This is a genomic window from bacterium, assembly GCA_016873475.1.
GTDB lineage: Bacteria > Krumholzibacteriota > Krumholzibacteriia > JACNKJ01 > JACNKJ01 > VGXI01.
The window spans coordinates 1-10,306 of record VGXI01000111.1 but is presented as its reverse complement, the minus strand read 5'-3'; the positions used below and the strand labels follow the sequence as shown (position 1 = coordinate 10,306).

Here is a 10,306-nt window from a genome sequence, read left to right as displayed (position 1 = left end):
GAGGTCCACGGTTTTCAGGCCGACCAGCAGGTCAAGACGCATGCCGGCCCTCCCGTCGCCCCGCGCGCGCCGCGGCGACCATCGCCGCGATGATCGCGAGGCCGGGTCCCGGGCCCGCGAGCGCGGCCCAGTCGCCGGCGGCGGCGCGGCGCCGCTCGCCCCAGGGGCCGGCGAGCAGGGCCGGCACCTGACCCAGATGCGCCGCGCGCTCGGGGTGCGGCATCAGCGCGAGCACGTTGCCCGCCGGGTTGCAGATGCCCGCCGCGTCCAGCGCGCTGCCGTTGGGGTTGGCGGGCCAGCCGCCCGCCGCTTCGCCCTGCGGCCCCGTGTAGCGCAGCACGATCTGTCCGGCCGCGGCGAGCTCGGCGAAGAGCTCCGCGCGGCGGCTCGTGAAACGGCCCTCGCCGTGCGCGAAGGGGATGGGCAGCACCTGGCCCGCGAGCGGCGCGAGCCAGGAGGGCGTGGCGGCGGCCACCGCGAGGTGGCTCCAGTCGGCGAAGTAGCCGCTGCGGCCCGGCATGCGGTTGGGGGCGAGGGCCATCTCGACGGCGCCGGCGGCGAGGCCCGGCACGAAGCCGGCCTCGACCAGCACCTGGGCGCCGTTGCAGATGCCGAGAATCGGCTTCCCCGCGGCGGCCTGATCGAAGAGCGCGTCGAGCACGCGCTCCTTGGCGGCGACGGCGCCGGCGCGGATGCGGTCCTGGTAGCTGAAGCCGCCCGGGAGCAGGTAGAGCTCGAAGTCGCGCAGGCGCTCGGGGGCCTCGTTCCAGCGCAGGATCGTGGGCGCTGCGCCGGCTGCGGCCAGCGCGCGGGCCGATTCGTACTCGCAGTTCACGCCGGGGAACTGGATGATCGCCGCGCGCGGCGCGCGCACCTCGCCGCCCGCGCTCATCGCGACGCCTCCGCGGCCTGGGCGCTCTGCGGGAACAGCGCGGGCAGCGTGCCCTGCCAGGCGGCCGCGAGATCCGCGAGGGCGAGCTCCACGCGCGCCGCGCCGTCCACGGCGAGAAGCAGGCGGCCGTCGGCGGTGACTCGACCCGTGGCAACGGGTGCGATGCCCGCCGCGCGGCAGCGCGCGCGGAATTCCTCGAGATGCGCGGGCGCGACCTCGAGCAGGAAGCCGCCCGTCTCGTCGAAGAGCGCGGCCGCGGGGGCGAGAGCGCCCGCGGGCAGATCGAGCTCGAGGCCGAGGCCGAGGGCGCCGGGCCGGCGGCCGAGCAGCATCTCGGCGGCGGCAACGGCCACGCCGCCCTCGCCGACATCGTGCGCGGCGCGGATCCAGCCCGCCTGCGCGGCCTCGATCACCACGAGCGCCTCGGCGCGCAGGCGCGCGAAGTCGGGCGCGGGCAGCGCGCCCCCCGCCGAGCCGAGGACGACGCGGTGGTAGGCGCCGCCGCCCAGCGCCCCCGCGCGCGGCCCGAGCAGGACCACGGGATCGCCCGCGGCGAGGAGCTGCTGGCCCGGCACGCGCGAAACGTCCGGCACGCGGCCGAGGAGCGCGACGATCGGGCTCGGCGGGATCGCCGCGCCCCGCGCGCTCTCGTTGTAGAAGCTGACATTGCCGCTCACGACCGGGATCGGGTGCCGCGGCGCGGGGCCCCGATCGTCCTCGCTGAGGCGGCCGATCGCGCGGCAGGCCTCGCCCACGCCGCGCACGCCCTCGACGAAGGCGCCGAAGGGCCCGGGCTTCTCCGGGTTGCCGTAGTTCAGGCAATCGGTGAGGGCGAGCGGCCAGGCGCCCTGGCAGGCGAGGTTGCGCACGGCCTCGCAAACGGCGAGCGCCCCGCCCAGGTAGGGATCGCGCTCGCCGTAGAAGGGATTGCCGTCGCAGGTGACTGCGAATCCGAGCGGGCTCGACTGGAAGGGCGCGCTGACCCCGCTGTCGCCCTCGCCGGGACGCAGGCAGGCGTGGCCCTGCACCTCGCCGTCGTAGTGCTGGTAGAGGTAGCTGCGGTCGCAGAGGTTCGGGTCCGCGAGCAGGGCGAGCAGGTCGGCGGCCAGGTCGCGCGCGGGGTCGAGCGCCGGCGCCGGCGGCTCCTGGCGCCGCGGCGCGCTCTCGCGCTCGTAGCGGATGCCGCTGGTCACCACGCTCACCGGCGCGTCGCAGAGCCGGTCCTCGCCGCGCGTGAGCGTGTAGCGGCCGTCTCGAGTCACTTCGCCAACTACCCGCGCGGCAGCGCCACGATAGACGTGGGGCAGGTCGAAGTCCTCGTTGTAGATCTTCAGCACCTGCGGGCTGAAGCGGCGGGGCACGGCCCAGCCGTAGCGCTCCTGCGTCTCGCTGCAGGCGATGACGCGGCTCGCGAGCCGCTCGTCGGCGACGTGCACGCGATCCAGGTAGACCCGCATGCCGAAGCCGCCCGCCTCGGCCAGTTCGCTCGAGACGCAGGCGATGCCGCCCGCGCCGAGATCCTTGAAGCCGATCGCGATGCCCGCCGCGCGCGCCGCAGCGAGCACGGCCTTGTTCGCCTCGCTGAGCACGCGCTTGAGGAAGGGGTCGGGCACCTGCACGGCGCCGCGGTTCTCCACGCCCTCGTCGAGGATGACGCTCGCGAAGGCCGCGCCGCCGAAGCCCGACTCGTCCGTGGGTTTGCCGACGAGGATGAAGTCGTAGGGCTCCGTTGCCGCCTCGGCCGGCACCCGGCTGCGCACGATCTCGTCCTCGGGGACGAGGCCCACCGCCACCACGTTGACCAGGCAGTTGTCGTCGTAGCCCGGGTGGAAGACGAGGTCGCCGCCCAGGTTCGGCACGCCGAGGGCGTTGGCGTAGTGCCAGATGCCGTCGACGACGCCGGCCATGATGGCGCGGCTCCGCGCCGCCTCGGCGCCCCGCGGGTCGCCGAAGCGCAGGGGGTCGAGCACGCCCACCACCGTGGCGCCCATGCAGTAGACGTCGCGCACGATGCCGCCGATGCCCGTCGCCGCGCCCTCGAAGGGCAGCACCTGGCTGGGGTGGTTGTGGCTCTCGTGCCCGATCACCAGGCACCAGCGCCGGCCGTCCGCCTCGCCGAGGCGAACGATGCCGGCGTCCTCCACCGGACCGAGCACCACGTCCGGGCCTTCGGTGGGCAGCCAGCGCTTCAGGTGCTCGCGGCTGCTCTTGTAGGAGCAGTGCTCGCTCCACATCGTATCGAAGAGGGTGAGCTCGGTGAGGGTGGGCGCGCGGCCGAGCAGTTCGCCGATGCGCCGGGCTTCCGAGAGCTTGAGCGTGAGGCCGTGCGCGCGCAGCTCCCGCTCCAGGTCGGCGTCTTCGAGTCGGCTGACGTCGATCGCGGCTTCCATGGCTCCCGCCCGCCGCCGCTTGCCGCGCCGGCAAAAAGGAGGTTGGCTGCGCTGGGAAAGGCCATATACTAGGCAAGTCCGCCCGAATGTCCAGCCCCTTTTCCACCCGCCGCGAGGCAGTGCATGGACGCCCACAAGACGATACAGAGCATCTTCCACATCCTCGGCATCCTGGTGATCCTCGGCTTCCTCAGCCTGCAGGCGGGCAGCTGCCTGCTGCTCGTGACGGCGATGAACGCCGGCGACCAGGAGACGCCCGCCGGCCGCGCCGCGCACGACGAGCACCTCTTTGGCGACGAGAGCGCCGAGGCCAGCTTCCTGCGCGTGCCGATCCTCGGCGTGATCAGCGCCGAGCCGGACGAGAGCCTCTTCGGCTGGCGCCGCGCGTCCCTGCTCGAGCGCACCGAGGAGCTGATCGACCACGCCATAGAGACCGAGTCGATCGCCGGCCTGCTCGTGGACATCGACTCGCCGGGCGGGGCCGTCGACCCCTCGGACGTCATCTACCAGCGGCTGCGCCGCTACAGCGCCGAGACGGGCAAGCCGGTGATCGCGCGGATGAACGGCCTCGCGGCCAGCGGCGGCTACTACGTGGCGATGGGCGCGAGCCGCATCCTCGCCCACCCGACCTGCCTGACGGGCTCGATCGGCGTCCTCATCCAGAGCTGGAATGCCGCCGGCCTGTTCGACAAGCTGGGCGTGGAACTGGTCACGCTGACCAGCGGGCCGAACAAGGACCTGCTCAACCCGGGCAAGCCGATGAGCAAGGAGCACCGGGCGATCATCCAGGGCATCGTCGACGACGCCTACGCGAGCTTCATCGCCGCCGTCGCCGAGGGGCGCAGCCTGGACAGCAGCCGCGTGCGCGCCCTGGCCGACGGGCGCATCTACACGGCGCGGCAGGCGAAGGCGCTCGGCCTCATCGACGCCGTCGGCTACGAGGAGGAGCTGCTCGACCTGCTGCGCGAGGCCGCGAACGCCGAGACGGTGCGCGTCGTCGAGCACCGCCAGGCCCTGCCGCTCTGGGATCGGCTCGCGGAGAGCCTCGAGGGCCACCTCGCCGGCACCGCTGCGCCCGCGGTTCGCCTCGAGCGGCGCCTGGACAGCCTGGCGCCGGCGCCCGGGCTCTACTATCTGTGGCCGGGCTTCTAGGCGACGAACAGGCCTGCCCAGAACACGGCGGCCCTCCCCGACGGGAGGGCCGCTTGCTCGTTTGAGCCTCCGCAAGGCCGCCAGTCGCGCTGGGCTCCGCTTGCTGCGCGAAGGATAGCCCCGCCGGGGCGGCCTGTCAAAGCCAGGCTAGAACTGGAAGACGACGTTGATCGTGAACTGGTTGTAGTCGCTGATGATGTTGTAGCGGGCCTCGCCGGAGAGCTGCTCGTTGATGCGGAAGCCGCCGCCCAGGGTAAGGCCAAACTCCGTGCCGCTGTCGTCAACGTCGATCGGCAGCGAGGGGCTGATGTCAGTGCTCCAGTAGTGGAGGCCGACGCCACCGAGTCCATAGATCGGGCTGTCCGGATTGAACTGGTATTCGGCCATGGCGATGATGGGGATCATGCTGCTCGAGTACTCGTAGGTGACGGGGTCGCCGTCGAGATCGTAGCCATCGATGTCCTTGCTGCCGAACATGACGTAGCCCACTTCGCCGCGGAAGCTGAGGCGATCGTCGTGTGGCACCTTGATGCCCACGCCGCCGCCGAAGCCGTTGCCGGCCGCATCGCCAAAGTCGCCCGTCGGCAGAACGAAGATGCCGTGGATGTAGAAGGTGCGGGCGGCCATGTCCATGGCCGAGGCCGCGCCGGCGCTGAGCGCCACGATCAAGAGAGCAAGCGCTAGCTTACGCATAAAAGAAGCCTCCGAGTTCAAGGGTACCGGATCGCGATCGGCGGGGAGCCTAGACCAGGGTTCGGCAGCTTGTGAAGCAAATGTTTCGCCAGCCGGCGATCCCGGGCGCCCCCGGGGCGGCCGCCGCTAGCCGAGCACGCGGGCGAAGATGGTGTCGACGTTGCGCAGCTGGTGCTCGAGGTCGAAGCAGGCGCGGATCCTCGTCTCGCCGAGGGCCTTCACGATGCCCTCGCTGGCCAGCACGGCGTCGAGGAACTGCCGGTCGCCGGCCCAGATGCCCATCGCCGCCTCCTGCACGAGGGCGTAGGCCGCCTCGCGGCTCGCCCCCGCCTCGGCGAGGGCGAGCAGCAGCACCTGGCTGAAGACAAGGCCCTGCGTGCGGTCGATATTGGCCCGCATCCGCTCGGGGTAGACGAGCAGCCCGTCCACCACCCGCGTGAACCGGGCGAACATGTAGTCGAGCAGGATGGTGGCGTCGGGAACGATCACGCGCTCCACGCTCGAGTGCGTGATGTCCCGCTCGTGCCAGAGCGCCACGTTCTCCAGAGCCGCCACCGCGTGCCCGCGCAGGATGCGGGCGAGGCCGCTCACGCGCTCGCTGGTGATCGGGTTTCGCTTGTGCGGCATCGCGCTCGAGCCCTTCTGGCCCTTGGCGAAGGGCTCCTCCACCTCGAGGATGTCCGTGCGCTGCAAGTTGCGCAGCTCGGTGGCCATCTTGTCCAGACTCGAGGCGATCACGGCCAGGGTGCAGAGGTACTCGGCGTGGCGATCGCGCTGCAGCACCTGCGTGGAGACGGGCGCCGGGGCGAGGCCCAGCTTCGCGCAGACGTATTCCTCCACCTGCGGGTCGAGGTGGGCGAAGGTCCCCACCGCGCCCGAGATCTGGCCCACGCTGATCGTCGCGATCGCCGCCTCCAGACGCACGCGGTTGCGCCGCATCTCGGCCAGCCAGAGCAGGAGCTTGAGGCCGAAGGTAGTCGGCTCGGCGTGGATGCCGTGGCTGCGCCCGATGCAGGGCGTCTTCTTGAACTCCAGCGCGCGGCGCTCGAGCACGGCGGCGAGGGCGTCGATGTCCGCGAGCAGGAGCCGGCCCGCCGGGCGCATGGCGAGCGCCAGCCCCGTGTCGAGGATGTCGCTCGAGGTCATGCCGAGGTGCACGTAGCGGCTCGGCTCGCCGACGTGCTCGGCGACGTTGGTGAGGAAGGCGATCACGTCGTGGTCGGTGGTCGCCTCGATCTCGGCGATGCGCGCGGCGTCGAAGCGGGCTTTGGCACGGATCGTCCGCGCCGCCTCGCGCGGAATGCGCCCGAGTTCGGCCTGCGCCTCGCAGGCGAGGATCTCGATCTCGAGCCAGCGGGCGAACTTGGCTTCTTCGGTCCAGATGGCGCCCATCGCGGGCCGCGTATAACGTTCAATCATCGGTCGCGGGTTCCTTGTAGCTCTCGAGCTTGACGGGCAGCGTGAGCATGCGCCCGTCGCGGTGGACGCTCAGCTTGACCCGGTCCCCCACCTCGAAGCGGGCGAAGATGCGGTTGCCGTCGCCGAAAAAGCCCACGGCCTGGCCGTGGATGGCCGTCACGACGTCGCCGGGCTGGAGGCCGCCCGCCTCGGCAGGGCCGCCGCGGAAGACCGTCGTCACGAAGATGCCCTTCTTGACCCCGAGGCCGTAGTGCACGACGTGGAAGGGCTTCAGGTCCGTCGCCTCGAAGCCGGCCCAGGTGTCGCGCACCTGGCCGTAGCGCTCGAACTCGTTGAGGATCCAGACCACCTTGTTGATCGGACGCGCGAAGCCGATACCGAGGCTGCCGCCCGTCTTCGTGAAGATCAGCGTGTTGATGCCGATCACCTTGCCCTCGCTGTCGATGAGCGGGCCGCCGCTGTTGCCCGGATTGATCGCGGCGTCGGTCTGGATCATGTCCGCGTAGAGGCCTTCGCCGCCCGCCATGACCTCCCGGTGCAGGGCGCTGACGACGCCGACCGTGACGCTGGGCCGGATGTCGTTGAGCTGGAAGCCGAAGGGGCTGCCGATGGCGATCACCCACTCGCCGATCAGGAGCTCGTCGCTGTCGCCGAGCTCGGCGTAGGGCACCTGTGTGCCCTCGGGGAGCTCGAGCTGCAGGAGCGCGATGTCGTGCTTGGTGCTCGCGTCGAGCAGCTTGGCCGGGAAGCTGCGGCCGTCGCTGAGCGTGACCTGGATCGAGCGCGCGCCCTCGACGACGTGGTTGTTCGTCACGACGCGGCCGTAGGGGCTGACCAGCACACCGCTGCCCTGGCCCGGCACTTCCTGCTCGTAGACGCGCGGCCGGCCGAAGAACTCGAAGTACTCGAAGATCGAGCGCGGCTGCGAGACGTAGCGCTGCACCTGCGTCACCTGCACGGAGACCACCGCCGGCGCCACCTTCTCGGTCGCGCGGACGACGGCGTTGCGCCGGCCCTCGCCGATGGCGTCCGGGCCGCCGGCCAGGCCGGCCAAGCTGGCGCCCTCCGTCTCCAGGCGCAGCGAGGCGAGCTGCTCGAGCAGGAGGCCCTGGGCTTCGCGGCGCAGCAGCGAAGGCCCCTTGAGCACCAGGAAGAGCACGACGGCGAGGGCGGCGATGGACAGGCCCGTCAGCACGCCGGTGAGGACGGGAATCCAGCGCTGCGGGCGCTCGGGGCTGCCGGGCAGCATGTCAGCTCCCCTCGCGCGCTTTCCAGTCGGCCAGGAAGCGCTCGATGCCGCTATCGGTGAGCGGGTGCTTGATGAGCTGCGCGATCACCTTGTAGGGGATCGTCGCCACGTCCGCGCCCAGGCGCGCGGCCTCGACGACGTGCACCGGGTGCCGCACGCTGGCCACGAGCACCTCGGTCGGGAAGCTGTAGTTCTGGTAGAGCTGCACGATGTCGGCGATCAGGTCCATGCCGTCCTGGCCGATGTCGTCCAGGCGGCCGACGAAGGGACTCACGTAGCTCGCGCCCGCCTTGGCCACGAGCAGGGCCTGCGTGACCGAGAAGCAGAGCGTGGCGTTGGTCTCGATGCCCTCGGCCTTGAAGGTCTTGATCGCGCGCAGGCCCTCGAGGGTGATCGGCACCTTGACGACGATGTTGTCGGCGATCTTGCGCAGCTCGCGCCCCTCGCGAAGCATGCCCTCGGCGTCCAGGGCGAGCACCTCGGCGCTCACCGGGCCGGGCACGATCCGGCAGATCTCGGCGAGGATGGCGCGCGGGTCGCCCTTCTCCTTCGCCATCAGGCTGGGGTTGGTGGTCACCCCGTCCAGGACGCCCATCGCGGCGGCCTGCCGGATCTCCTCCACGTTCGCGGTGTCGATGAAAAAGCGCATCGCTCGTCCTCTCTCAATGATAGGTCGCGCCGGCCTGGCGGCCGGCCGAGCGGCCAGTATAGGCAAGGGGCAGAGCGCCGTCCAGGGCCGCGGGCTCAGGCCGCGGGCGCCTCGCCCGGCGCCAGGAAGCGCGCCGGATACTCGACGCGCTCGAGGAAGAGACCCTGGGGCGGCGCCGTCGGACCCGCCAGCCGCCGGTCGCCGCTGGCGAGGATGGCCGCCATGCGCTCGGGCTGCCAGCGGCCGCGGCCGATCTCCACCAAGGTGCCGACGACGATGCGCACCATGTTGTGGAGGAAGCGATCGGCGCCGATCGCCAAACTCAGCTCGTCCCCCGCCGGTTCCCGCCGCGCGAGCGCGAGCCGGCGCAGCCGGCAGCGCGTGCCGCGCGCCGCGCCCTCCCTCGTCGAGAAGGCGCGGAAGTCCTCGGCGCCGGCGAGCAAGTCGAGGGCGGCCTGCATCGCCGCCAGATCCAGCGGCCGGCCCAGCTCCCAGCGCAGACGGCGCAGCGGCGCGCAAGGGACGAGCCCGAGGCGGTACTCGTAGAAGCGGGCCGTCGCCGAGTAGCGCGCGTTGAAGTCTGCGGGCGCCTCGTGCACGGCCAGGGGCGTGATGTCCGCCGGCAGCAGGCCGCGCAGGGCGGCGAGCAGGCGCTCGGGCGGCAGCGGGCGCGGCGGGTCGAACGCGAAGGAGGCGCACTGCGCGAGGGCGTGCACGCCGGCGTCGGTGCGCCCGGCGCCCTGCACCGCGACGGGCGCCCGCGCGAGCAGGGCGAGGGCGCGCTCGAGCTCGCCCTGCACGCTGCGGCCGGCGGGCTGGCGCTGCCAGCCGCGGAAGTCGCCGCCGTCGTAGGCGAGGAGCAGGCGGTAGTTCGGCATCAGACCGGACCTCGCCGCAGCAGGAGCACCGCGAGCAGCGCCCCGCCGCCCGCGAGGGCAGGCAGCAGCTCGCGCGGGGCCGGCAGCGGCCTCGGCGCGCCGGCCCAGCGCTCGGGGAAGCGGCGCAGGGCGAGCGAATCGGCCAGCGCGTCGCCGCGCGCGAGCAGGTTGCGAAAGAGCGGCAGCAGCAGGGCCGGCCAGTGCGCGAGCCGCCCGCCGCCGCCGCGCGCGCGCCAGGCGCGCTCGAGCAGGAAGGCCTCGCCCAGGGCCAGCTCGAACCAGCCCACGGCGAGCAGGGGCGCGAGCGCGAGGCGCGCGAGGCGCGGCGAGACCGGCAGCCGCGCGAGCAGCGCTGCCGGCTGCAGGCGCTCGAGGGTGCGCGCCGAGATGAGGATCCACAGCGCGAGGCGCAGCGCCGCCAGCGCGCCGCTCCTCAGGCCGGCGCGCTCCAGCTGCCAGAGCGCCGGCCAGGCCCCGAAGCCGCGCCAGTCGAGCGCATGCAGGAGGGGCACGAGGACGAGCAGCGGCGCGAAGCGCGCGAGGGCCCGCCAGGCAAAGGCGCTCGGCGCGGGCAGCAGGAGCAGGAGCAGCACTCCGGCCGCCGCGGCGGCCAGCGCGCCGGGCGTCCAGGCCAGGCCCACGGCCAGCGACGCCCCGAGGAAGGCCGCGAGCGCGGGCCCCGGGTGCGCCGGCGCCGCCCGCCCCGCGGCCGGGAGCGGCGAGGGCGGGAAGACGGGCCGCGCGCGCGGCGCCAGGCCCCCCTTCATCGCGCCCCCTCCCCGAGTTCGGAGACCAGCCCGCGCAGGGCGCTCGCGAGTCCGGACCAGGCGAAGCGCATGCGTGCCGCCGCGATGCCCGGCGCGAGGCGCGTCGCCAGGTCCTCGGCGAAGTAGCGGCGGATGGCGGCAGCGAGGGCGGCCGGGGCCTCGGGCGGCACGAGCAGGCCGCTCACGCCGTCTTCGATCTGCTCGGGCAGGCCGCCCC

The 10,306-nt window shown here is 72.9% G+C and carries 9 protein-coding genes; 1 reads left to right on the top strand and 8 read right to left on the bottom strand.

The window, feature by feature from the left end:
* Nucleotides 1-31: 31 nt before the first annotated feature.
* Nucleotides 32-892, bottom strand: coding sequence for a phosphoribosylformylglycinamidine synthase I (gene purQ / locus FJ251_09855; protein MBM4118022.1), 861 nt, complete (start codon nucleotides 890-892; stop codon nucleotides 32-34).
* The gene (gene purL, locus FJ251_09850) at nucleotides 889-3,282 is read right to left on the bottom strand and encodes a phosphoribosylformylglycinamidine synthase subunit PurL (protein ID MBM4118021.1); all 2,394 of its coding nucleotides are present in this window, start codon (nucleotides 3,280-3,282) and stop codon (nucleotides 889-891) included. Before purL ends, purQ begins: the two co-directional genes overlap by 4 nt.
* Before the next feature lie 123 nt (nucleotides 3,283-3,405).
* Between purL and sppA the strand changes: the two genes are divergently transcribed.
* Nucleotides 3,406-4,434 carry a signal peptide peptidase SppA gene (gene sppA, locus FJ251_09845; protein MBM4118020.1) on the top strand — a complete coding sequence of 343 codons (1,029 nt, stop codon included), beginning with the start codon at nucleotides 3,406-3,408 and terminating at the stop codon, nucleotides 4,432-4,434.
* Between the two features lie 147 nt (nucleotides 4,435-4,581).
* On the opposite strand, the gene FJ251_09840 is transcribed toward sppA, so the two are convergent.
* The 6 genes from FJ251_09840 to FJ251_09815 all read right to left on the bottom strand — a co-directional run bounded on the left by FJ251_09840 (nucleotide 4,582) and on the right by FJ251_09815 (nucleotide 10,089).
* Nucleotides 4,582-5,127, bottom strand: a complete 546-nt coding sequence (locus FJ251_09840) for a porin family protein (protein MBM4118019.1) — start codon at nucleotides 5,125-5,127, stop codon at nucleotides 4,582-4,584.
* Nucleotides 5,128-5,253: 126 nt separating this feature from the next.
* Nucleotides 5,254-6,546, bottom strand: coding sequence for an adenylosuccinate lyase (locus tag FJ251_09835; protein MBM4118018.1), 1,293 nt, complete (start codon nucleotides 6,544-6,546; stop codon nucleotides 5,254-5,256).
* Nucleotides 6,539-7,795: a trypsin-like serine protease gene (locus FJ251_09830; protein MBM4118017.1), complete on the bottom strand. Its 1,257-nt coding sequence runs from the start codon at nucleotides 7,793-7,795 to the stop codon at nucleotides 6,539-6,541. The genes FJ251_09835 and FJ251_09830 overlap by 8 nt, the downstream gene beginning before the upstream one ends.
* A gap of 1 nt (nucleotide 7,796) precedes the next feature.
* A complete protein-coding gene (gene fsa / locus FJ251_09825) occupies nucleotides 7,797-8,444 on the bottom strand; it encodes a fructose-6-phosphate aldolase (protein ID MBM4118016.1) in 648 nt (215 codons plus the stop codon).
* Between the two features lie 95 nt (nucleotides 8,445-8,539).
* Nucleotides 8,540-9,322 (bottom strand): tRNA pseudouridine(38-40) synthase TruA, encoded by a 783-nt coding sequence (truA, locus tag FJ251_09820; GenBank protein MBM4118015.1) that lies wholly within the window; start codon nucleotides 9,320-9,322, stop codon nucleotides 8,540-8,542.
* On the bottom strand, nucleotides 9,322-10,089 hold the full coding sequence (locus FJ251_09815) for a hypothetical protein (protein MBM4118014.1): 768 nt from the start codon (nucleotides 10,087-10,089) through the stop codon (nucleotides 9,322-9,324). Before FJ251_09815 ends, truA begins: the two co-directional genes overlap by 1 nt.
* Nucleotides 10,090-10,306 lie beyond the last annotated feature (217 nt).

Excerpts from the sequence above, each read along its gene's own strand:
- purQ (MBM4118022.1), bottom strand. The coding sequence starts at position 892 with ATGAGCGCGGGCGGCGAGGTGCGCGCGCCGCGCGCGGCGATCATCCAG.
- purL (MBM4118021.1), bottom strand. The coding sequence starts at position 3,282 with ATGGAAGCCGCGATCGACGTCAGCCGACTCGAAGACGCCGACCTGGAG.
- sppA (MBM4118020.1), top strand. The coding sequence starts at position 3,406 with ATGGACGCCCACAAGACGATACAGAGCATCTTCCACATCCTCGGCATC.
- FJ251_09840 (MBM4118019.1), bottom strand. The coding sequence starts at position 5,127 with ATGCGTAAGCTAGCGCTTGCTCTCTTGATCGTGGCGCTCAGCGCCGGC.
- FJ251_09835 (MBM4118018.1), bottom strand. The coding sequence starts at position 6,546 with ATGATTGAACGTTATACGCGGCCCGCGATGGGCGCCATCTGGACCGAA.
- FJ251_09830 (MBM4118017.1), bottom strand. The coding sequence starts at position 7,795 with ATGCTGCCCGGCAGCCCCGAGCGCCCGCAGCGCTGGATTCCCGTCCTC.
- fsa (MBM4118016.1), bottom strand. The coding sequence starts at position 8,444 with ATGCGCTTTTTCATCGACACCGCGAACGTGGAGGAGATCCGGCAGGCC.
- truA (MBM4118015.1), bottom strand. The coding sequence starts at position 9,322 with ATGCCGAACTACCGCCTGCTCCTCGCCTACGACGGCGGCGACTTCCGC.
- FJ251_09815 (MBM4118014.1), bottom strand. The coding sequence starts at position 10,089 with ATGAAGGGGGGCCTGGCGCCGCGCGCGCGGCCCGTCTTCCCGCCCTCG.